This window comes from Litoreibacter sp. JB4-2, assembly GCF_055693445.1.
This window is the reverse complement of sequence record NZ_CM146334.1, coordinates 2,025,023-2,047,468: the sequence shown is the minus strand read 5'-3', so window position 1 is coordinate 2,047,468 and position 22,446 is coordinate 2,025,023. Positions and strand designations below refer to the sequence as shown.

Genomic DNA, 22,446 nt, shown 5'->3' with positions numbered 1-22,446 from the left:
CAACGTCGCTATGTCCCCAGCCACTCATGCGTTCCACGCGCATTGAGTATCGCCGTAATCTTCCAAGAAACTCCAGTATCTGACAACAACACCGACGAGGTGTAAGGCCGTGTAGCTCTGAACTGACCCGACATTAGATGCGTCGTATAGGTTCCTATCATCGTACCGTCTTTGCAGTCTTCCAGCGAGACCGGGATACGGTAGATGCGGTCGATGTTGATCAGTTTACAAACCGAAATGTACTGCTCAAAGTTCGCTTGGAGCTCTTTGCGTGTAGTAAGAGTCGTGGGCCCTTTCGTGGTGATGAGCGAAAAAGGAAGGCGGATGTGGCCTTCCCATACAGAGAAGTCTCCCGTGACGAAGCATTCGGATATATCGTCCAGAAGGGTCTGAAACTGTTGTTTTGTTAGAATCTCCATATCGGCGTATCATATCGCTGATTTTAGAAATGATGACTGCTAACTGGTTCAGGCTTTTTGAACATACTTCGCGTGGCAGTCTTTGGATTTTCGGTGCCACGAGGATGATAAGGTGATAGGGCCAGCCAAGTTCGAAGAAGATGATATTGATCGATATATGGACCGCATCGAAGCGTCCGGTGTTTTAGGCAAGAGCAAACGAAGGCTTCGCCTTTTGAGCCACCTGATCCGCGCAGAAGCGCTTGGCGAGGGAGAAAACCTAAAGGCATACTCGATTGGTCTCGATGTGTTCGGGAAAGGTGATGACTTTGACCCGAGCTCCGACAGCATAGTTCGGGTTGAGATGGGCAGATTGAGAAATGCCCTCACTCTATTTGAAGCCTCCGAATCCCCCGACACGGCACTGAAGGTAGAAATTCCTGTTGGTACCTACCGACCGCAAGTCTCACTGCGTGAAAAAGAACGCACCAAGGTTTCTAGCATTGAAGGGAAAAAACGCGCGGTATCGCGGCTTAGGCTTGCGGTAGTCCTTGTTGGTTCGCTCATTTCATTTGCGTTGCTTGCCTACGTCCTGCTGAGCCCGCAAGCAAATGAGCGCCCACCACTTGGCGTTCAGATTGCCAAAGTAACTGACGGTAACCCAGATGGCTTTCGCGTTCGTACCGCGCTAGTGCAGGCTTTGTCGCGGTCTCAAATGATTACACTGTTTGATCCAGCTTCCGGCATTCATCAGAGTGCAAGTTTTCTGGTGACTCCCAACGTTGTTCCTGCAAGCGGTTCAACCAGGCTCGACATTACTCTTCGGGACTTGATCATAGATAGGGTTATTTGGGCCAAGACGTTTGAAGTGCCGTCCAATGCTGATATTGCACAAGTCGTCGAAGAAGGCCTTGCCCGCGAGCTTAGGGTTCGCCTCTACGGTGCATCGAAAGATAACCTAGCTGAGCTACCAGAAGACCAACTTTCTCCCGAAGCTTTGTTTGTGCTGGCAACTTGGGTGCCTGGGCCTGCACAATCAGCGATTGTCTGGGAAGAGCAGCGTATCGATTTGGCCAAGCAGGCGTTGGAGCTTGATCCAAACTTCGGGGCGGCTCATTCAGTTCTCGCGGACAAGCTTGCATACCTCTCGAACGTTTACGCCCCTTTTGACACCGAAGAAAACAGAGAAGCAGCATTGTTCCATGCGCGTCAGGCAATCGACCTCTCGCCACTAGACCCAGATGTGGTTTTCAACGTCGCACAGGCTCACTGGCATAGCGGGCTGATTGAAGAGAGCAGGGCGACGATGGCGCGTGTGACCGAACTCGATCCAAGCCATGACCTCGCTCGGTTTCTCTCAATTGTCATACCATTTACTTGTTCGCCCGCGCCCGATGACATCGTTCAGAGAGCTAGGAGTTTTGACGAAAAGCTTTCGCCTGACAACCCGATCCGATGGCTTACCCTGACGTGGATAGGTTGGCTGCACGCCTATCGGGAAGAGTGGAATGAAGCCCTCGAAGCGGAAGAACGCGCGGCGAGAATTTTTCAGATTCCCTATACCTACATGCGACGAGCAATGATCCTAAACCAGCTTGGCCGCCCAGACGAGGCTGCTGTGGTGATCAGCGGCCAAAGCGCAAAGTGGGAGGGGTTCGACCCGGCGCACTTTGCAAGTTCGACTATTCCGAGGCTTTGCCAAGAAAGCCCCGATAGCCAAAAATATACTGACTATTACGGTGATTTGGTCAAAGCGATTGCTCCTTAGTTAAAGCGTTCACCCTTAGAGGTTTTCGTCTTGTAACATGTGACTCACCCCTGAAACGTGGCTTTTCTTGAGGCAGGATGACAATTGAGGCGTTCTGTATGTCACTGCTTAGGAGCGACCACATGGCCAAGACAGCAAACGATCAAATGCTGCCGTTTTCCAAGGATGAGCTAAAGCTTATCGCACGCTTGAAAGAAGGCGTTCAAAGTGAATTGTTGGAGCTTTGCGTAGCCGATCAAAACCGCATCCTTCTGGGGGTGGCTAGCGAGCTTGTAGACGCTGCAGCTGAGCTAGAAGCCACGCTGAGGTTTGGCGAACCGGTCGTTCGACTCGGTTTGTTGGCAGAACGCCTGTCGCAACTGGCTCAGGGGCAAAGGGACTTTTTCTAGAGTTTTGGGGCGGCGCAATCGACCGCTTTGATTGGGGAAACCAACATGTTTTGGCACTACAAGAAGGATTTTGACGGGAGCATTCTCTTCGTAGACTGCACCGGTCGGAAAAATGTAACAATACCCGAACGCGGCGACATCGGACGGATGTGCCTCCTTGCTCGTACGCTTGAGGAGACAAGAGTCTTTGTCTCCCTTGGGATGGTTGATGGTGTTATCGCGGTCATTGATCCGCTGGAGGAAGACACCATTGATTTGTCTATCAATGTTATCAGGTTGGGAAATGAGTACGGAATACCTGTGGCCAGCATGTCAAACTTCAATCCGAAATGGATAGAAAACTTAACGGAACAGCTGGGTTTCGCTACTCACTTTCGAGGAGTGCCGAGCCCTGAGGAAATAGACATGTTTGCGCTCAATCGTGAAACCAAGACGGCCGCTTGCCTGCCTAGCTAAGTTTGGACGACCGCGCCACCACGAGCCTCGGCTCAGTCGGAAACGAGTTCACATCAAACCACTTGAAGCCTGTCCCATCCGCGTTGGTTCGGTCACCCATCCTGATCGGCCAACCATTCTGGGTGTGGCGTATGAGCCCGGCCCGGAAGGCTCTCAAGTCTATCAGCGACCAATGCTCTAACCTGTCCTGCGCGGCGTTGGAGTGGCCGTAGAACATCCAATCGCCCTTACCGTTCACTATCTTCGAAAGCTCTGTGGGGGCGCCTGAGGCGACACGTGAGCGGATCGTGAACTGATTGGGATACCTGCCAGCATAACCATGACGCCTCACCCTCGCAGCTATGCGCATGTCGCGGGCATCAAGCATCATCAGGTCAGTGGCGTTGAAGTGGTCCTCAGCGTCAGGCGCGGTTTCAAGCAAGTGCGCGCCGATGATCTGCTTAATCTCAGGTAAGAACCGGTCGGACCATCGTCTGTTGGATGGGTAACAATTCATACTGGGTACTCCGTGAACGCCTTAAAATACCGCGCTCAATCGTTCTCAAAAAGTCTTCTCTTAGTATGCCGACAGTCACGCCTCGGGCTTCCAGGCCTTCGATCAGGTTGTCTTGTTCGGTTGGGTCAGTGCTAAAGCAATCAGCCGAATACAGGACCAGCTTGTCGCCTTTGCGCAAGATGGCTGGATCGGTGAGCAGCTTGTATCCGTCTCGCTCTTCAAGTTCCGCATCCGGAAAATCAGAGAACACCGTCTCTGCACCAAGAAAGTAGAGCCTACGAGCTTTGCTGGTGAGCTCTGTAGGCGTCTTGCCGATAACATAGCCCCAGACGCGCCCATGGCCCTCACGCATGGCCTCCGGGATGCACGCTCCGCAGGTCATTGGTCGCCAGGCCCATCTGACAGCTCGACGCCGCAGGCCACGGCCTCAAGGCTTGATTCCATGTCATCAAAGGCGCGCCCCAAGGCAGTGAACAAACTTTGCTCAGCGATGCGCAAAACGGGTTCAATCTCGGCCCCATTCACTAGGCCTTGCAGGTTGACGAGAAGTCCGCGCTGGTAGGCGACTTCTTTCTTGAGAAATGAAAGCTGTTCATCGGTCATGACGAAACGTCCGTCAGCTCTGGTCGGTGTTTGGGTTCTTCGCCAATATAGACCCAATCGAGCGTCAGCCCGTGCACAGCGCAGTAGTTCAGCACCTCGGCTGATGGCTCCCCGCTACAGGCCAACAAGACGGTTGGCGCGATAGCATTGTGAGTTGCCGCATGATCCGCAAGACGGGTCAGAGCTGCATCTCGTGCCTGAACTGTCATACTTGGCAAAGCATCGGGGCTCTGTTCCATGTCGGAGTCTCCTGTTTGTGAGTGCTCGGAAGCTAAACCGGGTTGTCGAGATTTAGCCTCGGACGGTCAGCGCCGTAGCGATAATCGCCATTGAGTCCGGCAACCACGGCAGCACCGTCTCTGAGCTTGCTCAAGATTTGGAACTCAAATGTGTTGCGTTCCTTCTCCCAATCTTCCGTGCCCGTGAGGCAGCTTGGCCCGACATCGCGGAAGTAAAGGTCAGCCAGAGCTGCTACACCGGCGGGCGTCATTGGCGTCATCGTCCGGAGCTCGCATTCGCAACTATGCAGCCAAAACTCCAGCTCCCGAATCTCTGGGACGTCAAAGTTGCCAGTTGGACATTCCGACAGGAGCTCCCGATACCTCGCCTTTACGCGCTTATGGCGCTCGCAAAGCTCAACGACTGGGTCAGCCGTTTCGAGCAGCTTTTCGGCCTGTGTGGCGAGCTCAGCAAGCTCTGAAGGGCTTGGGTCGCATGTGATGACGGCGGCCATCTTCGCAAGCATCTGCTCGGCAGTGTATGACTTGTGCGCGACCAGTTTCGACTTGGCTTCATCAAGCTTTGGCAGTGAGGCCGAAACTTCCCGCTTTGCGCGCTCCGTTTGATTTTCATCGGCTTCCAGCTTGTCAGAGAGCATGTCGAGCAACTTCACGGCTGCGTCTCGGCTGGCCCTCGTTTTGTTGAATTGCTCGATTGCATCGGCGCTCTTGTCACGTTCAGTTGTTAGCATGGTTCCTGTCCTTCTGCGGCCTTCAAACCTAGGGGTAAACTTAGGGTGGCGTTTGTCTCAGTAAGCGTGGCAATGGCCGCCAACTGCGATTTGAGTGATGGTCTTGAGATTGATTGAGCGCGGGGCCTGAGCTTCCACATCCCAGACCGCGTAGAGGTGAGGGTGACGGGCTTTGCGGGTCGCTGTGGCCTTCTTGCCCGCCTCAGACGCATCTTCGCCTTTGATGTGGAACTTGAGCTTGGCAGGCTGCACCTTCATTGTCCGCTCTGATCCGTCCTTCTTGATGAACGTCACACTGCAAATCTGACCCTTGACCGCTTCAATCCGCTCTCGTTTATCAGCCATGTCAGCAGCTTCCTCGGCGGCCCTGATACGCAGGATAGCCCCTCGCAAGGCGTCGATGCGCTGGAAGTGTTCGTGCGTCAGCCGGGTGCGGTTCTCTATGTCGTTGATCTCCCATTGCATGCTGTCAACGTTGCGGCTCAAGAGCGAGACTTCGTCACGTTCAGCGGCCCAAGCCTTTCGTAGTTCAGCCGCAAAGACACTGCGGAGCTGATGGGCCGCATAGCGAAACATCGTCATGAGCTCGCGGGTTGCGGCCCAGGCTCGGATCATGACTGAGCGTTTGTTGATAGCGATAGCTGACATTAGTAGCTCCACGGGTTGCTTTGTTGTATCTGTGTGATAACTATGTGCATCAGGGACACTAAAGTCAATACCCTGTGATAACTTTAAATGTCAGGGATATAATAATGACGCCTGAACAACTAAGGATGGCTAGAGCAGCAGCTAAAATTGGGGTTCGTGAGTTGGCCGAATTGGCCAAGGTCGCACCTGCAACGATCACTCGATTTGAAACGGAGAAAGGCGGCATTAATCTGAAAAGCATGACTTCTCTTCAGGAAGCTCTTGAAAGCTTAGGCGCTGTATTCGTTCCCAAGAATGGTGGACCGGCAGGCGTGAGATTTTCTTCCCCTACCGAGACCTAGACCGCAAACATGTCTGAAAGATGAAAGTAGGGAAAACGGACCTTCCCTAGTTTCAGCGCTAAAGACAAAATTGGAGGGGCGCTTTGAGATTTTTACTTAAAAAAAGGCACGCAAAAGCACTGAGTATTCTTGAGTACGAATGCGAGTACGAAGACGCCCACAAGGGCGGGATCGACAACTTCATAAATAGAAATAAATTGTCACCTGGTATCGGCGAGAAAACTATTTTGGAACTCATTAGCTGGCGTCTAGCTGTTGAAGGTGTCGACAAGTGGCACAAGAAGCGAGGCTTTCGTATCACAGAAGAAGGTCGCGAAGCGCTTAGGCTGTGGCATAAATAGTCAATCAGGCTTTGCAATTTCAGAAGCGCGCCGGGATTGCTTTCAATTGTATAGGTCTCCTGACTCATCCCTGAGAACGGTGGTGGAGCTGGGGTAAGGTTGCGGGATCGGTCTGGGGATTGAGGCGAGCGATTGGTTTCGATGCCCTATTTCTCAAAGGATCGGAACAATTTTAGTACCGAATTAAACAGCATATTATGGATTTGCGTGTAGCCGAGCAAAGGAGCAAAGGTCGCGGGAATGCATGAAACAGACAGATCATTCGAAAAGGTATGATGACGAAAGTGCTCCGACACTAAGCGGTTTAAATTCGGCATCTTTGGACCCTAGTTTCCTCGGTCGCGTCGCGGACGGTATGGAGCAAGGCGTGCTCGTGTGGGATGTTGACGGTATCTGCACTTTGTTTACAGACCGGGTTTTTGACATCCTAGAATTGCGCCCGATAGATTTGGAGATTGGGACCAAGAGGATTGATTTCCTAGCGAACGCACTTCGTCGTGGCGAATTGGATCAAGAAGCGGTCAACAGAACCCACGAACGATTTGCGCGAAAAACTCCGTTTCGTTTCGATAGAAAACTTCGGTCTGGGCGGACTGTCTCTACAGCAGCACGTCCTATGAGCGATGGTGGGTACGTGGTCACGTTTACCGACGTTACGCAGCAACGAATGGCTTCTGCTGATCTCGACGAAGCCAAAAGAACCGCAGAGCTAGCGCAAACGGAAGCAATGCAGACACTAGAGAATGAGAAGGCACGACAACGTGACGCATCGATGCTCGCAGAACTGGGTGACTGGTTGCAGACGTGCAAGTCACTTAACGAGCTCTACATCGTTCTGAAGGAATGTATGCGTCAAATGCTTCCCAGCAGCCGTGGCGAGCTTTATATATATTCCAACTCTAGAGACGTTTTGGACGGAGCCGTTTCTTGGGGTTCAACAGATATGCACGAGCACATAAAGGCGGATGCCTGCTGGGCTTTGCGGCGTGGTCGAAACTACGCCTTTACACCTGACCAAATTTCGTTCGAATGCCCTCACGTTCAAAAGCAGAGAACCCCTTCATCTGACGAGTATATTTGTGTTCCGATCATTGCGCATGGTGATACGGTGGGTTTGCTTCATGTCCAAGGTCTGACAAACGAATGCGAAAAGACAAGTACAAGGTCCCCCCACAAGTTCGTCGCCCAATGTGGCGAACTAATAAGTCTGGCCATTGCCAATGTTAAGCTCCGTGATGAGCTACAAGATCAGTCTACTCGCGACCCATTGACGGGACTCTTCAATCGCAGGTTTTTTCTTGAGTCATTGCGTGAAGAACTCAACCTCCAAGAACGCAAGAACGGTTCGTTTAGTGTCATTTCGTTCGATGCGGACAAGTTCAAGTCTTTTAACGACAATCACGGTCATGATGCAGGCGATATGGTCCTACGAGAAATCTCTGAAACGATGCGCGCACTTTTTGCTGACGACGAGGTTTTATGTCGATACGGCGGAGAAGAATTTATAGTTTTGCTTCGGGCAACTGAGCGGGGAAAAGCTATTCAGGCGGCGGAACTCTTGCGTGAACGTGTTCAGTCTTTGTCGATAGCATACTCCGGTCGAAAGCTCCCCACGGTAACGATTTCCTGCGGTGTGGCTTCATACCCTCATGACGGAAAACTGCTTCAAGACATTTTGAAGAAAGCCGATGACGCGCTTTACCTAGCAAAGAAAGAAGGGCGCAATAGGGTCGTAGACACCTCCAAACTTGAGTTGGTTGAGATCAAGGTGGTCTAGAAAATTTGCGCGTTTGGCTAGGAGCAAGCTTCGCCCCTCATGTTGGTCTTGGAAGGTTTCAGGCAAGCGAACAGTACCTTCGGAAGCGAACAAATGACCGGTTTGAGCCCATTATGACAGATGCTGAACCACGCACGAACGACGGTGGAGCGACAAAACCGCAATGCGCCAAGCCTTCGCACCCATCTCGCCCCCCCATGCTTTAGCGCCCTAAGGTTCGCTTGACTTAAGGTGCCCGTCCTCGGTGAGGTCACTTTCCCTATAACCCACCTCTAGCCTCATGCGACGCCGCGCTGCTGGCAGGATATCTCCATTCGGCATCAGGTCTTCGGGATCATAGCCCATGTCCACCACCAACTGGCGCCGCGTCGCCGGTAGAGGCGCGCCGTCGGGCGCCCAGTGAGGGCCAGGGCCGTCCAACTTAGCGTCGATACAGGCCCGGTGCGGGGTCGTACCCAACACACCGCCACCATCGTCGTACTCAAAGGCCAGACCATCGCGTTCTGTCACAACCTTGTAGCAGACATAGCAATGCCCGATGTGGTCGGCAGGTAAATCTAGCTCCGGCTCCGGCGGGGCATAAGGTGCCGAGGGCGTCAGTCGGATCAGCAGCGCATCGAGCGACTCGTACCACGCCTCCAGGTCGTCCTCCCACAACTCCGCCAACTCTGAAACAGCGCGCACATGCTCGACCAAGGCCTTGGCCTTTTCCAACGTATCTTCAGAAACCGCGTGCAATTTAATATCCGGCAGCTCCGGTAGGTCCGCAGAAGGCCGTCCCAACCCCGCCGCCAGCAAGTCACAAGCCGCGAGCGCCACACAGGCGTCGCCGGCCTCCAACCCCACTGGCTGGGCCGAGAAGGCAGCCACTGTCTCAGTCACTGCGTCGAAACACGACAGGCCTTCGACATAATCTAGGGCGTCGTCGTTGCCGAAACTGCCTGCGCTCCAGGCTCCCATCTGATTCCTCCTTGCGTTGTCCCTTTGCAGGTTGTCTACGAATTCAGGCGCATTTGTGGCTCCTCGCGCGGGCCTGCCCTGCGTCGCTAGTTACGATACATGTAAAGAGGTCGTCCAAATGGGGAACGGAAATGACGGCTTCGTCCCACAAACTGTGGTCATCGGGGCAGAGGATTGACCAGCGGCGCGACAACAGTCTGGTCTGATAACCAAACAACTTCCCCTCGACGCTGCGGCTTATGTCTGGTTTGAACCCAAGTTTCCAAATTGTTCCCACGCAGCGAAGGTCGGCTATCGGTAGACGAGGCATCAAACTAGTTGTATAGTACAACTATGAATCATTCAGTATCCTTAAAGCGTATCGACACATTGCGCGCAGTATCACGTGACATTGTGCGGGAGCTTGGCTTCATGCAACGCGGGCTGGCTGGAACTCAGCTCTCTCCATCAGCTGTGCATACCATTTTAGAGTTGGGCTACGGTACAGTTACAAACGCAAGTGATCTGGGTGACATGCTTCACTTGGAGAAGTCCACGGTCAGCCGCCTTGTCCAGAACCTCCTCAAAGACGGATTGATCAAGGGAGAGGCAAATCCCGCCGACCGCCGGTCTCGCCAACTCGGTCTGACTGGGGACGGAAAAGCACTTTTCAGGACGCTCGAAGACTTTGGACGGCAACAAATGAGGTCGGCCTTTGATCATCTGGCAAGTGATGATCTAACGGCTGTCGAAACAGGTTTGACGCTTTTCGCCAAGGCGCTGCGAGAAAAAGAAACCAAGGCTTATGGCTCTGATGCAGTCGAGATTCGCGAAGGGTATTGCTCAGGCTTAATTGCCTCCGTCGTTGGCCTGCACGCCGCGTACTACGCGACCAACTACGGCTTCGGTTCGGTCTTTGAAAGAAAGGTTGCAACCGAAGTGTCAGAGTTCATGGGGCGCATAGAAAACCCTATGAACAACAGCTTCTCCGCTTTCCTTGGGGATGCACTTCTCGGCTCGGTTTCGATTGATGGAGAAAACCTTGAGGAAGATGTCAGCCATCTAAGGTGGTTCATCGTTAGCCCCAAATCTCAAGGCATGGGTATTGGCAATTTGCTTCTTGAAAAGGCGACGTCGTTTGCTGATGCGGCAGGCTTCGAGAGGACGCGTCTTTGGACGTTCAAGGGGCTCGATGCGGCGCGCCACCTGTATGAAAAGCATGGATCTCGAACTGGTTTGCGAAAACCGCGGCAAGCAGTGGGGCACGGAAGTTATCGAACAAGAGTTCGTGCGAAAGCGGACCTAGCCCATTTGGTTTCGAATGACAGCAATGTCCGCTGAGCTGACATCCGAGTCGCTCTGTGTCAAACTTCGCTTTTGACAATTTGAGTGACTCCAAACATGCGATTGGCCTCATTAACCCTCAAAATAGCGCTGATAGCTGTTCCGGCCTTTGCCCAGCAAACCGCTCGCATAATCGATGGTGACACGGTCGAACAAGACGGGATCACCTACCGCATCCACGGCATAGTCGCCCCTGAATACAGTCAAAAGTGCGGACGCTCGCCGTGCGGGAAGCTAGTCGTTGAGGCAATGGCCGTGCGGCCGAAGGGAAGCGCCTAGAGTGCGAGCGTCTCGACGAGGATGTTATGGCGCGTGATAGCGAGTTGCTACGCAGACGGGCTTGATATCGGCGCTGAGATGGCATGGCTAGGGCAGGCATGGGTCGTTCTTGATAGCTGATACAGACCAGCTACCATTTTATCGCTGAGCTGACCAAAAGAAGCAAAATTGCAAGGTTTCCAAAAACTGAATAAGCAAACATTGCTTGCCAGACACCATAGTCTGCCACGATAAGACCCAAGGCTGACAATAGCCCGATAGCCGCCCCGACTAAGACTAGTGCTAGTGCGTTGAAGTTCGTTTCCATAGATCAAACTGTGACTATCAAGATAAAAACCGGGCTTCTTCAAGCATCGAGGCTTTTGGCTTTGAAGCGTTGAGCGTCTTGTTTGCAAACCTCTTATGCCGATGCTTGCTGATAAGTTCTTCTTTGAAGACATTCTCAATTGCCGCAATCTTCCAGAGCAGTTTTTGATCTTTTTGCACCACAGCCTCTGCACGTAGGCTGTTTATCGCATCCACTAGACAATCAATGCTCATCAATATCCCCTCAGGTTGGGCAGGTTGGCCTCGCACCCGTTGCATCTTGGATGGGCCGATTCCCCTAACAAGTCGTTACTACGGCGATCATTTAGCGGCTTAATACTGATCGCAAGGTCTTGAGCGGGACGCAGATCAGCCAGTTAGGGAACGAGCGGTTTTCCACAGCCCGAGAAAATCTGTGGGTAGGTAAGAATTTAATGTATACATTAACGTTTTGTTAAGACCTAGGGCAGAAGACGTGCTCAGAACTTTCTGGGGACACCAATGAACCACCACTATTTAATAGAAGCTGCCATGCAGGCCGCTGCTAGAGCTAACGCCGATGGTTTCAAAGAAACGTCTGCGGCACTGATTGAGCTTGCTCGTGATCTCAATGAGGCGGGACAAGGGGAAAGCAATGCTCGATTGCTAGAAACATCACTAGACACACCATAACATTGTTTCCGTTTGGGAAACAAAAAAGTAACCCTTTGTTAACAATTCCAACTGAACCTGAAATCGACAGGGAAGCCCTTGGACAAGAGGGTTGAAATTGGAGATTAGGGATTGATGGAAGAAGTAGATTGGCTAGCAGACATGCTAGACGAACTTCGCGGTTTTGCAGTGCAAGTACGAGACAACGAAATGCTATCGCGTATCGACCGTATTCGACAGATTTACGGACGCGAGCTACAAGAGCGTACCCAGCGTTGTCGGAAAGTCGAATGCGTCCAGTAAAAGCGTTAAGCGCGACCTTCTAAGTGCAAAGCACTATGTGGTTTGATGCAGAGCGAACATCACGTATTTCTTCTTTTAGTTCTGCCAGAAAGCTCCTCAAGGCCTTCTCTGTTTCTGAGAATCCGTTCACCTCTGCTGCCAGCAAAGCTTGGTTCACATGTTCGATGAATTCACTTTTCGACATTTTAAGCCTCCACATTACGTACGGGTAAGCTGCTCGCCAATGCTTAAGAGAGTATTAATGCTCTACTGGGTTCTTCATGGTTGGGCCAAAACTCGCAAATACGTGTACTTGCGTGAGCGGTTTGTTGCCAGAAAATGATCGGTTGCGCCAACATAGGGTTGAGAGTCCGGGGTAGCTGGATGTCAGCGCAACCACAAAAACTTTCGCTTTACGATTGTTAACAGGACGTTAATTTTTTTCCTTGAACGCAAAGTAGCAAAACGATCCGTGAAACTGTTGCAAATCAGCACAGGAGAGCGTCGTCCAGCAACCGAAAAAGACGGCGATTGCCTACCAGTGGCCGAATCTATCACCCGCCCTGGTCTCACCGTTCCAAGTGTTGCTTCATACGAAATGAACGTTCTTCACAAAGCTCTGGTAGTGACCTAGGCAGCGTTCATAGTAGAGAATGCTACAGAGCCGAGCTGAAGTGCGAAGGGGCGAGCAGCGCTACTGCGAGTAATTCGATTAGTCAAAGGTTCGACCATTTTTCTGTGCAACTTGGGCTAGTACTGTTCGAGCTTCGCACGACTAATTTGCTCCTAGACGCGTGAAAGTCAAAACAGTCAGTTTCTAATTTTGGAACCAAATGCCTAGATTACGACCACTTTTTGACGATTAGTCTCAATATACACACTACCTATCCGAGCAAGCCAAATCTCAAGGCCGTATGTGTTAGACCGAAGTGAGAGAACCTATGATCCAATTATTGCGGAGTTTTCAGGAAGACCAGGCTGGCGCAGTCACTGTGGACTGGGTCGTGCTAGCTGCAATACTCATAGGGCTTTGTTTGGCCGTAATGGTGGCAGTTGGCGATGGAACTGAGGATTTGACCGAAGACCTAGATGCACAGCTAAGCTCCCAAATGATATCGACGACGTTCTAGCTCAATTTGCCCATCGAGTCTTTTGGGCGTCACCTCTCCCGCCAATGCCGCCTTAAACGTGCTGCCTTCTTCCTACAGCTTTCACAGCAATAGAGTGGGTCTGCACCTAAACGGCGATAGTCTCACCAGCCATTAGCCGTGCTTTCAACCTAACGGCTTCCTCGATCACTTCCTTTAGTTGGATATAACTAAGAACCTTCTCGATGCCAGCATCTGCATAACGCAAGACAGTCCGTGCCAAAAATGATGCCTCGCTTTCTGCTGCGAGCCGATCCAGACGTTTCTGTGCGCCTGCATACAAAGCTCTTAACCAATCATTTCCGTCCTCGTTTGTTTCATAGACCAAACGCCAAGTGCCATCCGAGCCGCTTCTGGCTTCAAGCCGATTTAAGCGTGATTTTGCTGTCATCAAGCGTTCTCCAGATAAGCGCTAGCTATCTTCGCGGCGGGACTATCTGAAGCCACGATTTCTTCGAGCAGCTTGCGTATTTCGTTTGTAACCGGCTGTGGGCCGTAAAGTGCTATCGATATTGCCTCGATAGGCGAAAGGTTTGTTCTCTTATCAGCGCCCGATCCTTTTAGTCTCTCCCATGTTTCTGAGAGGAGCTCCTGCAACTTCTCCTTCGGGTTTTCCATCGTCTCTGGCGACACCTTTTTAGCCTCAAGGCGTTTCAATCTGCTGTCAGGATTCATGCGGCCTCTCCTTTGCTACGAAGACGGACTACGGTTTCGTCCGAGAGCTTGTCTGCGTTGATCCACTCCAGTGCGGCATGATGATCAGAAGCTACTGCCTGAGCGCTGATCTTTTGGTCTCGCAAAGCAGCTTCATTCAACAGATGCGGATAGTTGGTATAGACCCGGCTCATGAACGCGCCTTCTGTTTCGTCCTCGCGGATCGTCATGCGCTCAAACCCGAGCACATCCAGACAGTGAATCCTATGAACGAGGCCATCTCTGAGGTTTCCGCTCGTGACCCGGAAAAGAACCAATTTGGGTAAAGTCATTTGGTCTGTAGGATTGTCGAACTTTCTTAGCCGTCTCATGAGCGGGTTCATTTCGCGTTCTCCAATTCCGCGATGCGCCGTTCAATTTCCGTGGTTTCGAGCGTGCGGCGGTATTGCTCGATCAAACTCATCAGCGATGCACCTTCGAGCGGGGTAAGCTCAGCTTGCGAAACGGCCCTGAGGACTGCGGCTGCGGCTTGCGCGGCTTCCTCGGCACTGGTCATCTCTGGAAGGTCGAACTCAACTGGGTTGTCTTTTCGAACCGGCGCGATGCGTTCGAGACAAAGACGGAGTGCTACCGTATCGCCGCTCAGGGCCATCTCTAGCGCCTTCTCAGTCAATTCCTTGCCTCGCCCTGCCAAGATGCTTTCAACGGCCTGTGTGGCTTTGTGACGACTCCCTTTGGGCTTTCCGGGATTGCCGGGAGCAAAAGTACCATCGGCATTCCGCCCATCCGTTTTTGCACCGCTGTTTCGGTCAGTCATGATGCGCTCCAGCCAGAGCTTCGCTGGTGAAAGCCTTTGAAAGAGGTTCCGTGAGAATAGTGCGTGCTTCGCCTTCTAGAGCTCGCAATGAGCCGTTCAAATTCCGCCTGACGGTGGGCGCTTTCAGCGCCGAATTGCAAATGAGACTGTTGCTTTCCCAGAGACAGAGAGGGGTGCGCATCGCCTCCAAGGGCGTGCGTACACCCCTAGGGGGTATGGGGGTGGTGGAACCCAGGGGTTGGAAGGGGGTTGGAAGGGGGTTGGAAGCCACTATGGAAGGGGTTGGAAGCGAGGGTTGGAAGGGGGTTGGAAGGTTAATCATTGGACTACCTCCGCCAAGAAAGAGCGCGGTTTTGAGGCTGGTCCTTCTCGGTCAATTTTGACCTTTCCGCTGGCGAGAAGCTCTTCCATTGCGGACTTGAAAGCGCGCTTGGTCATGCCCTCACTGTCAGGATGTTCGGCAAACAGCTTGGGCGCATAGGTCGTGCCACCAGCGTGATTGACGCGCCGTCCCTGCGCTGTGAACAGGGCTAGCAACTTCATAAAGACCCGCTGCGCCTTCGCGCCCTGTGCGAGTTTGTCCAAACCTTGCTCAGACGCTTCGACCACAAAGACGCCCGCTTGCCACTTCACATGCGTTTCTTCTCCCACGCGTCCGTAATTGGCCTTCATGGTAGTCATCACGCGGCGGTCTGGGTCAGCTTCAAAGCCCCCATCGGTGATGCGGGAGAGGTACAATCGTGAGCGCACAGAGTTGTTCCAAGCGGTCGAGCCAGAGGTGCCAGTGCCATTCCCCAAACCAGTCAATGAAGGGTGGCCAAGCAAGAGGACAGCACAGTCCCTCTTCAAGGCCAAGCCACGAAGAATGCCGATGAACTGGCGCACCTTCGCGCGGTCGTTTTCGTTGGCCGGATATACATCGGCAAGCGTGTCGATCACAATTAGGGTGGGTGCTTCATCAGCCGCACGTTTGTCGAGTTCGTTGAAAAGCTCCGACTGCAAAAGGCTCACTTGCCCGTCAATCGCCAGCAGTGCGTCCTCACCCGCCAGCGAGCGCAGGGTTAGCCCCCCTACGTCTTCATAGTTGCGCCCGTCCGCCCTTAGAATGTCGTCCAGCCGCCGATGAAGTTCATCGTCATCGTCTTCAGCGCTCATATAAATCACGCGGCCCTCAGAAGTGGCCTTTCCAATCCATCCGCGCCCCGTGGAGACACCAGCGGCGAGTTGCAAGGCCAGCAAGCTCTTGCCCGTGCCACCATCACCAGAGAACAGGGTCACAGTCTTTTGCGGTATCAGACCATGTACCAACCATTCTCGCGGCTTGACGTCTTTGCCAGCCAGTATCGCGGCACTGTAAAACCGAGAAGGCTCGCCAGCTTTGGGTCGATCCGATGGACAACCATTGTGAACCCAGTTGTCAAAGTCGCCATCCATCATGCGGCCACCTCCATTGTCGGCGGTGACAACGCGGTGTCCGCGACAAGAGCAGCTTGGTCAGGATCGAGCGACCGCAGGGCCATAAGAGCGAGAGCGCTGCGTTGCCTCACTGTGAGACGCGCTGTCAGAAAGAGCGAGAAAGCTTGCCAATCTGCCGGAGTGTCTAACAGAAGAGCATAGCCAACCATACGTGCAGTACCTTTGTAAGGTGCTGGCATATGAGCCTGAAGAACCTTGCTCATTGCGCCACCTCACAGTTCGAGGCTTTGCCCAAAGCGCTGAGAACGTCTGGGAGCAGGGCTGCCTTGAAGGCGACCCCCTGCTTTCCTGGACGCATCACGCCTTCGCCAGCGTCATAGAAGACGCGGATATTGATCAAGTCATGACCGTTGTAGTCATCACGACTGATGCGGATTTCTTCCCGGCTGTTCTTGGGGATTGAGGCCAATTCAGTCATTGAGCAGCCCCCCATAGTGAAGGCGAGCTACCAACATAGCTTGGTGCTGGTTCAGCCCAAACTTGTGGCGCCCACGACGCTCCTGACGACGGCGGATAGAGGAGACGGCAATGCTCATGCTGCTACCTCGCCCAAGAAGCGGATTTCCGAACGTAGATGATATTTTGCGTGTGTGCCTGGATAAGCGCCACTATGGGGTTCGTGTTCTGTTTCGATTTCGACGCCTTCACCACGCAGTCGGAACACGTAGTCACTCCAGCGAGGTGCCGGGCGGGTGATCGGAGTGCATGGCCCTTGCGAAAGTTGTTCGAGCGCCCAAAGTGCGCGCCCTGTTGCAATAAAGGTCTTTGAACCTTCGCCCTTGTTTGTGATCTCGACGATCACTTTGCGCTCATCGCGTTTGGTTTCTTTGTTGGCCATTTTCTGGTCTTTCCTGCTCTGCCCGTTAGGGCGGTTGAAAGGACTGCCAAAAAGCGTTAGTGTCAGATCACCGCTGAAAAGAATAACGCCCCAGTCAGTCCTACGGATTGGTTGGGGTTTTTCTTTAGGCGGCTAGGGGTGTGGCGCGTTTGTTGAACCAGCGGTTTGCTTCAGCGTACTCGACCAAAGTTGATCCATCGACCTTCAGGAAAGTGATGCGGCCTGCTTTATGCTCTTCGTAAAGCTTTGATCGCGAAACACCGCAATAGGCTGCGATTTCAGGTACTTTCCCCGCGCGCGGTTGACTTGTTAGTTTCGTTTTCACGTGTCCGTCTCCATCCAAGGGTTGCCAAGATGGGACAGGCGTAGCAGGCGCTTCTTCACTCACTCGAACGAGTGCGGGATATTTTTTTTAGGGACGATAACCAGTTTTGTATAGTTCTTTTCTTGGGGCGCTCTTTTGGAGAGCCGGGTACTTTGTCCCATCGGCTGAGGACTAGCTCTGCCTTTCTTGAGTCGCTGATTTCATTATCGACCCTTTCTAGTATCTTCGTTGCGTGTGATTGCCAGATTTTTGCGTTTTCTTGGCGCTCATTGTTCTTTGCCGTACGACCTTCGTTTGAATTTGCGAGGGCCGCTTTGGCCTTCTGACGCTGCAAGGAGTTGTCTTTATGACTTCGGCTAAGCATAAGCTCGCGAGCCATGCCACCCATCAGAAACGAGCTTTCGAATACCAAGTGAGGTGAGCCTCCTGTCGTGTACAAGTTCGAGAGCTCAAGTGTGCGCAGGTAAATCGAGTAACAAAGCCACTCTTCACTCCCTTCGGGTACGGTTGCAGCTTCATCTATAAGTCGCGGAAGAATTATTTCGAGAACTTCGTCCGAAACTGGAACCACCTGGCCAAGCGTCGGAGTAGTGAGGGAAATGAAACCTGAGTCGGCTACCCATTCAAGTGCAGCCTCACAAACGTCTGTCCATTCAAGTCCATAGAACAGTAAGTTTTCCCTGCGGCCCAGAGAGTAGTCCTTCTGAAGCCCGATAGTTACCTCGCCTTCGGAAAACCTGTCTTCAAAGAATATGGTTCGATCATCTATTTGGTGTGGCTTTTCTCGACTGTGGTCTTGTTGGCCTAAAACCTTGGCCGCTCTCAACTTTGATTGTTTTTCAATCTTTCTGTGTCGCAAGAATATGTCGTGCCAAGTTTGAGCCTTGCTCATTTGGAAAGTCTCACGATTTTAGCTCCTTCGCCCGTCACCAACTCAGCCCACTTGTTCAGCGCATTTGCCCTTTGTGGAAGCATTTCAGCTTGGTTGTAGACCCTTGAAACAGCGCTCGGAGCTGAGCCTCCTGCAACGTGGTTTAGGACACGGTCGGCTACAGCTTCGGGAATGTCAGCATCCGCCATCGCTGTTGAAAACGCGGTGCGTAGATCATGGATGCGCCACGCACCAACACTGTCATGCAACAGCGCATCAAGGCGTTCTTTAGCTCTACTGATACCGGACACGGCGGTTCTGCCAGTCGTCGTAAAGACGTAATCCGGCTTATAACCCTTAACCACACCTTCGGTCTGGGCCCGTTCAACTGCCTTTTTGAGCTCTTTTAAAGCGGGGTCAGATAAGTGTGTGATGTGCGCTTTATCGTTCTTAGTCAGAGAGCCTGGCTTCACTATGCGTTGTCGATCAAGCTCGCACTCTGCAATCCGCAGGCCAAGAACCTCGCCGCGCCGTTGAACTGTAAGAATGAAAAGTCGGAACACCGGCCCCCAAAGTTCGCCTAATCCATACGTTGCTTCCCAGATGCTGCGAACTTCTTGAATGCTCAGCACTCGTTCGCGCGCCGATTCCTTTCCGGCCCTTGGCACGCCCTTGGCAATATCGTCTTCAATGTAGGCTCTGCCGAATGACCAAGAAGAAAAGGCCATGAAGGCGGCTCGCAATCGGTTCGCTGAAACGACTCGGCCGGAACGGGCTTTTTCGTCTATCGCTTTCTGAAGGTCGCCACGTTTTAGGTTCCCGATTGGAAGGCCTAAGTGCGCTTCGAGCGCCGCTTCGATTTCCCGCTTTCGCTTCGCGCCCGTGTTCAAGGATGAAAGGTGCAAGTTGTCATAGATGTCGATGACAGACTGAAGGGTCTTTTCCCTTGCACTTGCGGCCTCTGCTTCAAGTTTCGCCGATTTCTGTGCTGCAATGCGGTCAATGCCCCTCATTGCTTCTGCTTCTAGTTCAAGCGCGAGTTGGCGAGCCTGAGCCAGACCAACTGGCTCGGGGTATCTACCTAGTGTGTGCTTTCGCTTGGGTCCGCCCTTAATCCGCTTCTCGTACATCCAGACGTCTTTGCCGGACGCATACACCCGCAAACGCAATCCAGGTCGCTTGGTGTCTGAGACCTCAATGCGGCCCTCGGAAGGACGGTCTTTGATGATCCTTTTCAGTTCGCCTGTAGTGAGCTCTATCTTCATAGTGGTCCATTCTGGGGGACACCTGGGGGACAAAATGCACCAGATTAAGGTGGACTTCTGTGGACAACTATAGACGCTTTTCGACTGGGGGACAAGCAAGAAGAGGTGATTTTCACCTTATATATATGACTATTATTGAAACGGCTCTGAATGCCGACAGACGGCTGTGGATAGTCGGCACTTTAAAATGACGCGGTGACTTCTAATCAGCAGGTTGAGGGTTCGAGTCCTTCAGGGATCGCCATTCAGCTTTCATGTGGTGCGTGCGGGTATTCCGCGTCGCTGTTGGGGTGGCCCTTTGGGCCCCGCCGATTGTTCTCATTTACGTAAAAATACCGATCTTAGGTCACAGTGTTGACGATATTTGGAACAATTCAGGGAGGGTGTCCGAAGGGGAAAACACCATGAAACTGATTGTCCAGATACCCGCGCTGAACGAAGAAGAAACGCTGGCCGAGGCCGTGGCCGCCATTCCGCGCGAGATAGAGGGCGTCAGCACTGTTGAAATCATGGTGATTGACGATGGCTCGACCGACAAAACGGTCGAGGTGGCGCGCGCTGCGGGTGTGGATCACATCCTGCAGATGAGCAGCCATGTTGGGCTTGCGCGGGCGTTCTGTGCCGGGGTTGAAGAGGCTTTGTCCTTGGGCGCCGATATCATCGTGAACACGGACGCGGACAACCAATATTGCGCCGATGATATTCCCGCGCTGATCGCGCCGATCCTTGCGCGTAAGGCACAGATTGTGATCGGGGAGCGCCCGATTGCCGATATTGACGATTTTTCGCCGCTGAAAAAGGCGCTGCAGAAATGGGGCTCATGGGTGGTGCGACTGGCCAGTGGCACCGACATTCCTGACGCCCCCAGCGGCTTCCGCGCCTATTCGCGCGATGCGGCTGCACGGCTCTGCGTGGTGAACACTTATACCTACACGATTGAGACGATCATTCAGGCCGGGCGCAAGCATATCCCGATGATGTCGGTCCCGGTGCGGGTCAACAAAGTCACCCGCCCGTCACGCTTGTTCAAGACCATGGGCGAATATCTGCGCCGCACGGGCCGCACCATCTTGCGGGTTTTCGTGATCTACGCTCCGCTGCGCTTTTTCATGACGCTTTGCGCGATTTTCGCGCTGCCGGGCCTGTTTGGGGTGTCGCGCTTTATGTATTTCTACCTCACCGATGGCGGGGCCGGGCACATCCAGTCCGTGGTTTTGTCGGGCGTGCTGTTGGCTATGGCCACGATTATGTTCGCCGTCGGCGTGCTGGCGGACCTGATTGCCACCAACCGCAACCTGCTTGAAGACATCCGCGCCCGGGAGCTGTTGCGCGCGACGCGCAAACCGGCCCCGGTGACCAATTTGACGCGCTCGAAAGTCGCGTAGATCGTGAGCGATCACGCCATAGTGGGGGCGGGTGCAGGGCCTGCGAGCCGGTCGCTACCGGTTGAAAAGCTGGGCATCGCCGCAGCTTTTTTGGCGCTTTTGGTGCTGTCTTTCACGCGCAACGTCAATTGGGACGAATTCTACTTTCTGTCGCATATCCACGCCTGGCTGGACGGGCGGTTGGACCGGCCAATGCAGACCGGGTTCGTTCACGCGTTCGGCTGGCTTGACCTGCTGCCGGGCCACGAGATCACGCAGATCACCGCCGCGCGGCTGGTGATGGTGGCCTGCCTTGGCGTCACCGCCCTGTCGATCCACCGCATGGCGCGGCATCTGAGCACGCCGTCTTTGGCCAATCTGGCGGTGCTGGGGTTCTTGTGCTCGGGCTTTGTGCTAGGCCATGGCGCCAGCTTCCGCGCCGACCCGATTGCGGCGGCGCTGCTTTGCGGCTCCCTCGCGCTTGCGATGACCACCCGTCTGTCGGCCGGACAGATGCTATTGGCGGCGACGTTGCTGGGCTGCGCCTTCCTGGTGACCATTAAATCCGCGCTATATTTACCGGCCTTTCTGGGCGTGATGATCTGGCGCATGGGCAACCGCGCAGTGCTTGCGCGGCTGGTGCTGACGGTGCTTTTTGCCGCCTGCATTGGTGCCGGGCTTTACGTTTGGCATGCCTCGGGCATCGAAGCGGCGGACGGCAATGAGACCGCCACCAACGCCAAGGAGGCCGTGCAGACGACACTGCTGAAAAGCGGGTTGTTCCCGCGCCGCGATATGATCCTGAGCTGGGCCATCTTCAGCCTGCCGCAGTTGTTTCTGGCCGCACTTGGTTTTACCGTGGCAGGCCGGTCGCGGCTGATTGTGGTCTTGTGCCTGTTTGCGACCCCATTGCTGAGCGTGGTGATCTACCGCAACGCATATGTGTATTTCTTCCCCTTCGCGGCGCCGCTTTTGATGGTGGCGCTGGCGCTCGGCGCGCAACGGATCGGATCCGCGCAGAGCCTGCGTCTATTGGCCGTCACCATGCTGGCCGGTGCCGGGTTGCAGCTGGTATTGATCGCGCCTGAGCACAACCGCCACCAGCGCGCCACGCTGGCGGAGGTGCATCGCCTGTTTGAGGAACCTGTGCCCTATATCGACGCGCATGGCTTTGTCGCCTCCTTTCCCAACACCGCATTTTTCATGTCGAGTTGGGGCGTCGCCCGGTACCGCGCTGAGGGCCAGCCCGTCTTTGCCCCGATCATCGCGGAGCATAAACCGCCGCTCTTGCTGGCACAGCGCCGCGGTCTGGATTCCGCTTTGCGCCCTGACCGCTACACCGCAGTTTCCACGCGTGACCTGCTTGCGCCGGATCGGGAGGTCTTGCGGGCGACCTATATTCACTATTCCGGTAGCATTTGGTTAGCCGGGGCGGAAACCACCTTGGCTGACGTCGCCCAACCACTGCGTTTGCCCTTTGCCGGGCGCTACAGGGTGGAGGCCGACGGCCCCGTTACCATTGATGGCACCGCCATGGCGAACGGCGATGTGTTGAATGTGGGCGATACGCTCGACTTGAACGTGTCCGGCGCGCCGGGCGCTCAGTTACGCCTGATCTGGGACACGGGCGTGGCCCCGATCGCGCGTGACGGACTAGCGCCGAGCATCTATGCTGGTTTTGGAAGCCTTGTGCTATGACA

32 protein-coding genes are annotated in these 22,446 nt (G+C 53.8%); 11 read left to right on the top strand and 21 right to left on the bottom strand.

What is annotated here, in order from left to right; translation table 11 throughout:
• Nucleotides 1-8: 8 nt before the first annotated feature.
• Nucleotides 9-419: a hypothetical protein gene (locus ACZ1G7_RS10190; RefSeq protein ID WP_472659306.1), complete on the bottom strand. Its 411-nt coding sequence runs from the start codon at nucleotides 417-419 to the stop codon at nucleotides 9-11.
• Nucleotides 420-576: 157 nt separating this feature from the next.
• Between ACZ1G7_RS10190 and ACZ1G7_RS10185 the strand changes: the two genes are divergently transcribed.
• The 3 genes from ACZ1G7_RS10185 (at nucleotide 577) to ACZ1G7_RS10175 (ending at nucleotide 3,011) form a co-directional block, all read left to right on the top strand.
• A complete protein-coding gene (locus ACZ1G7_RS10185; protein ID WP_472659305.1) occupies nucleotides 577-2,166 on the top strand; it encodes a tetratricopeptide repeat protein in 1,590 nt (529 codons plus the stop codon).
• A 122-nt stretch (nucleotides 2,167-2,288) separates the two neighbouring features.
• The gene (locus ACZ1G7_RS10180) at nucleotides 2,289-2,555 is read left to right on the top strand and encodes a hypothetical protein (protein WP_472659304.1); all 267 of its coding nucleotides are present in this window, start codon (nucleotides 2,289-2,291) and stop codon (nucleotides 2,553-2,555) included.
• Nucleotides 2,556-2,600: 45 nt separating this feature from the next.
• Nucleotides 2,601-3,011, top strand: a complete 411-nt coding sequence (locus tag ACZ1G7_RS10175) for an HAD family hydrolase (protein ID WP_472659303.1) — start codon at nucleotides 2,601-2,603, stop codon at nucleotides 3,009-3,011.
• Here ACZ1G7_RS10175 and ACZ1G7_RS10170 read toward each other — a convergent pair.
• From ACZ1G7_RS10170 to ACZ1G7_RS10145, 6 genes are read right to left on the bottom strand one after another with little or no spacing between them, the layout of a single operon-like run.
• Nucleotides 3,004-3,507 carry a hypothetical protein gene (locus ACZ1G7_RS10170; RefSeq protein WP_472659302.1) on the bottom strand — a complete coding sequence of 168 codons (504 nt, stop codon included), beginning with the start codon at nucleotides 3,505-3,507 and terminating at the stop codon, nucleotides 3,004-3,006. The genes ACZ1G7_RS10175 and ACZ1G7_RS10170 overlap by 8 nt on opposite strands.
• On the bottom strand, nucleotides 3,458-3,859 hold the full coding sequence (locus ACZ1G7_RS10165; RefSeq protein ID WP_472659301.1) for a hypothetical protein: 402 nt from the start codon (nucleotides 3,857-3,859) through the stop codon (nucleotides 3,458-3,460). The genes ACZ1G7_RS10170 and ACZ1G7_RS10165 overlap by 50 nt, the downstream gene beginning before the upstream one ends.
• Before the next feature lie 26 nt (nucleotides 3,860-3,885).
• Nucleotides 3,886-4,110, bottom strand: a complete 225-nt coding sequence (locus tag ACZ1G7_RS10160; RefSeq protein ID WP_472659300.1) for a hypothetical protein — start codon at nucleotides 4,108-4,110, stop codon at nucleotides 3,886-3,888.
• Nucleotides 4,107-4,349: a hypothetical protein gene (locus tag ACZ1G7_RS10155; RefSeq protein WP_472659299.1), complete on the bottom strand. Its 243-nt coding sequence runs from the start codon at nucleotides 4,347-4,349 to the stop codon at nucleotides 4,107-4,109. The genes ACZ1G7_RS10160 and ACZ1G7_RS10155 overlap by 4 nt, the downstream gene beginning before the upstream one ends.
• A gap of 32 nt (nucleotides 4,350-4,381) precedes the next feature.
• The gene (locus ACZ1G7_RS10150; protein ID WP_472659298.1) at nucleotides 4,382-5,080 is read right to left on the bottom strand and encodes a hypothetical protein; all 699 of its coding nucleotides are present in this window, start codon (nucleotides 5,078-5,080) and stop codon (nucleotides 4,382-4,384) included.
• A gap of 57 nt (nucleotides 5,081-5,137) precedes the next feature.
• Entirely contained in the window at nucleotides 5,138-5,728 is a 591-nt protein-coding gene (locus tag ACZ1G7_RS10145) for a hypothetical protein (RefSeq protein WP_472659297.1), read from the bottom strand.
• A 104-nt stretch (nucleotides 5,729-5,832) separates the two neighbouring features.
• Between ACZ1G7_RS10145 and ACZ1G7_RS10140 the strand changes: the two genes are divergently transcribed.
• The 3 genes from ACZ1G7_RS10140 to ACZ1G7_RS10130 all read left to right on the top strand — a co-directional run bounded on the left by ACZ1G7_RS10140 (nucleotide 5,833) and on the right by ACZ1G7_RS10130 (nucleotide 8,187).
• Nucleotides 5,833-6,069, top strand: a complete 237-nt coding sequence (locus tag ACZ1G7_RS10140) for a helix-turn-helix domain-containing protein (RefSeq protein WP_472659296.1) — start codon at nucleotides 5,833-5,835, stop codon at nucleotides 6,067-6,069.
• An 83-nt stretch (nucleotides 6,070-6,152) separates the two neighbouring features.
• A complete protein-coding gene (locus ACZ1G7_RS10135) occupies nucleotides 6,153-6,410 on the top strand; it encodes a hypothetical protein (protein WP_472659295.1) in 258 nt (85 codons plus the stop codon).
• A 244-nt stretch (nucleotides 6,411-6,654) separates the two neighbouring features.
• Complete coding sequence (locus tag ACZ1G7_RS10130; RefSeq protein WP_472659294.1) at nucleotides 6,655-8,187, top strand: diguanylate cyclase; 1,533 nt, start codon at nucleotides 6,655-6,657, stop codon at nucleotides 8,185-8,187.
• Between the two features lie 210 nt (nucleotides 8,188-8,397).
• Here ACZ1G7_RS10130 and ACZ1G7_RS10125 read toward each other — a convergent pair whose 3' ends face one another.
• The gene (locus ACZ1G7_RS10125) at nucleotides 8,398-9,147 is read right to left on the bottom strand and encodes a DUF4259 domain-containing protein (protein WP_472659293.1); all 750 of its coding nucleotides are present in this window, start codon (nucleotides 9,145-9,147) and stop codon (nucleotides 8,398-8,400) included.
• A gap of 411 nt (nucleotides 9,148-9,558) precedes the next feature.
• On the opposite strand from ACZ1G7_RS10125, the gene ACZ1G7_RS10120 reads away from it, so the two are divergent.
• Nucleotides 9,559-10,467 carry a helix-turn-helix domain-containing GNAT family N-acetyltransferase gene (locus ACZ1G7_RS10120; RefSeq protein ID WP_472659292.1) on the top strand — a complete coding sequence of 303 codons (909 nt, stop codon included), beginning with the start codon at nucleotides 9,559-9,561 and terminating at the stop codon, nucleotides 10,465-10,467.
• Between the two features lie 75 nt (nucleotides 10,468-10,542).
• Here ACZ1G7_RS10120 and ACZ1G7_RS10115 read toward each other — a convergent pair whose 3' ends face one another.
• Both ACZ1G7_RS10115 and ACZ1G7_RS10110 read right to left on the bottom strand, forming a co-directional pair.
• On the bottom strand, nucleotides 10,543-10,677 hold the full coding sequence (locus tag ACZ1G7_RS10115) for a hypothetical protein (RefSeq protein ID WP_472659291.1): 135 nt from the start codon (nucleotides 10,675-10,677) through the stop codon (nucleotides 10,543-10,545).
• Between the two features lie 396 nt (nucleotides 10,678-11,073).
• Nucleotides 11,074-11,289 (bottom strand): hypothetical protein, encoded by a 216-nt coding sequence (locus ACZ1G7_RS10110; RefSeq protein ID WP_472659290.1) that lies wholly within the window; start codon nucleotides 11,287-11,289, stop codon nucleotides 11,074-11,076.
• A gap of 267 nt (nucleotides 11,290-11,556) precedes the next feature.
• On the opposite strand from ACZ1G7_RS10110, the gene ACZ1G7_RS10105 reads away from it, so the two are divergent.
• Nucleotides 11,557-11,727, top strand: coding sequence for a hypothetical protein (locus ACZ1G7_RS10105; RefSeq protein WP_472659289.1), 171 nt, complete (start codon nucleotides 11,557-11,559; stop codon nucleotides 11,725-11,727).
• A 301-nt stretch (nucleotides 11,728-12,028) separates the two neighbouring features.
• On the opposite strand, the gene ACZ1G7_RS10100 is transcribed toward ACZ1G7_RS10105, so the two are convergent.
• Nucleotides 12,029-12,193, bottom strand: a complete 165-nt coding sequence (locus ACZ1G7_RS10100) for a hypothetical protein (protein ID WP_472659288.1) — start codon at nucleotides 12,191-12,193, stop codon at nucleotides 12,029-12,031.
• A gap of 736 nt (nucleotides 12,194-12,929) precedes the next feature.
• Here ACZ1G7_RS10100 and ACZ1G7_RS10095 point away from each other — a divergent pair.
• Nucleotides 12,930-13,118, top strand: coding sequence for a hypothetical protein (locus ACZ1G7_RS10095; RefSeq protein ID WP_472659287.1), 189 nt, complete (start codon nucleotides 12,930-12,932; stop codon nucleotides 13,116-13,118).
• A 106-nt stretch (nucleotides 13,119-13,224) separates the two neighbouring features.
• Here ACZ1G7_RS10095 and ACZ1G7_RS10090 read toward each other — a convergent pair whose 3' ends face one another.
• The 10 genes from ACZ1G7_RS10090 to ACZ1G7_RS10045 form a co-directional block, all read right to left on the bottom strand.
• Entirely contained in the window at nucleotides 13,225-13,527 is a 303-nt protein-coding gene (locus tag ACZ1G7_RS10090; RefSeq protein WP_472659286.1) for a hypothetical protein, read from the bottom strand.
• Complete coding sequence (locus tag ACZ1G7_RS10085) at nucleotides 13,527-13,811, bottom strand: hypothetical protein (RefSeq protein WP_472659285.1); 285 nt, start codon at nucleotides 13,809-13,811, stop codon at nucleotides 13,527-13,529. Before ACZ1G7_RS10085 ends, ACZ1G7_RS10090 begins: the two co-directional genes overlap by 1 nt.
• On the bottom strand, nucleotides 13,808-14,173 hold the full coding sequence (locus ACZ1G7_RS10080) for a hypothetical protein (protein ID WP_472659284.1): 366 nt from the start codon (nucleotides 14,171-14,173) through the stop codon (nucleotides 13,808-13,810). The genes ACZ1G7_RS10085 and ACZ1G7_RS10080 overlap by 4 nt, the downstream gene beginning before the upstream one ends.
• On the bottom strand, nucleotides 14,170-14,607 hold the full coding sequence (locus tag ACZ1G7_RS10075; RefSeq protein WP_472659283.1) for a hypothetical protein: 438 nt from the start codon (nucleotides 14,605-14,607) through the stop codon (nucleotides 14,170-14,172). Before ACZ1G7_RS10075 ends, ACZ1G7_RS10080 begins: the two co-directional genes overlap by 4 nt.
• A 318-nt stretch (nucleotides 14,608-14,925) precedes the next feature.
• Nucleotides 14,926-16,044 carry an AAA family ATPase gene (locus ACZ1G7_RS10070; protein ID WP_472659282.1) on the bottom strand — a complete coding sequence of 373 codons (1,119 nt, stop codon included), beginning with the start codon at nucleotides 16,042-16,044 and terminating at the stop codon, nucleotides 14,926-14,928.
• A 238-nt stretch (nucleotides 16,045-16,282) separates the two neighbouring features.
• Nucleotides 16,283-16,501: a transcriptional coactivator p15/PC4 family protein gene (locus tag ACZ1G7_RS10065; protein WP_472659281.1), complete on the bottom strand. Its 219-nt coding sequence runs from the start codon at nucleotides 16,499-16,501 to the stop codon at nucleotides 16,283-16,285.
• A 114-nt stretch (nucleotides 16,502-16,615) separates the two neighbouring features.
• On the bottom strand, nucleotides 16,616-16,921 hold the full coding sequence (locus ACZ1G7_RS10060; RefSeq protein WP_472659280.1) for a winged helix domain-containing protein: 306 nt from the start codon (nucleotides 16,919-16,921) through the stop codon (nucleotides 16,616-16,618).
• A 124-nt stretch (nucleotides 16,922-17,045) separates the two neighbouring features.
• Nucleotides 17,046-17,246, bottom strand: coding sequence for a hypothetical protein (locus ACZ1G7_RS10055; RefSeq protein ID WP_472659279.1), 201 nt, complete (start codon nucleotides 17,244-17,246; stop codon nucleotides 17,046-17,048).
• A 55-nt stretch (nucleotides 17,247-17,301) separates the two neighbouring features.
• The gene (locus ACZ1G7_RS10050; protein WP_472659278.1) at nucleotides 17,302-18,138 is read right to left on the bottom strand and encodes a hypothetical protein; all 837 of its coding nucleotides are present in this window, start codon (nucleotides 18,136-18,138) and stop codon (nucleotides 17,302-17,304) included.
• Nucleotides 18,135-19,382 carry a tyrosine-type recombinase/integrase gene (locus ACZ1G7_RS10045; RefSeq protein WP_472659277.1) on the bottom strand — a complete coding sequence of 416 codons (1,248 nt, stop codon included), beginning with the start codon at nucleotides 19,380-19,382 and terminating at the stop codon, nucleotides 18,135-18,137. Before ACZ1G7_RS10045 ends, ACZ1G7_RS10050 begins: the two co-directional genes overlap by 4 nt.
• Before the next feature lie 404 nt (nucleotides 19,383-19,786).
• Here ACZ1G7_RS10045 and ACZ1G7_RS10040 point away from each other — a divergent pair, with 404 nt between their 5' ends.
• Together ACZ1G7_RS10040 and ACZ1G7_RS10035 are read left to right on the top strand one after the other, a co-directional pair.
• Nucleotides 19,787-20,767, top strand: coding sequence for a glycosyltransferase family 2 protein (locus ACZ1G7_RS10040; RefSeq protein ID WP_472659276.1), 981 nt, complete (start codon nucleotides 19,787-19,789; stop codon nucleotides 20,765-20,767).
• Between the two features lie 3 nt (nucleotides 20,768-20,770).
• Nucleotides 20,771-22,444, top strand: a complete 1,674-nt coding sequence (locus ACZ1G7_RS10035) for a hypothetical protein (protein ID WP_472659275.1) — start codon at nucleotides 20,771-20,773, stop codon at nucleotides 22,442-22,444.
• Nucleotides 22,445-22,446: the final 2 nt, after the last annotated feature.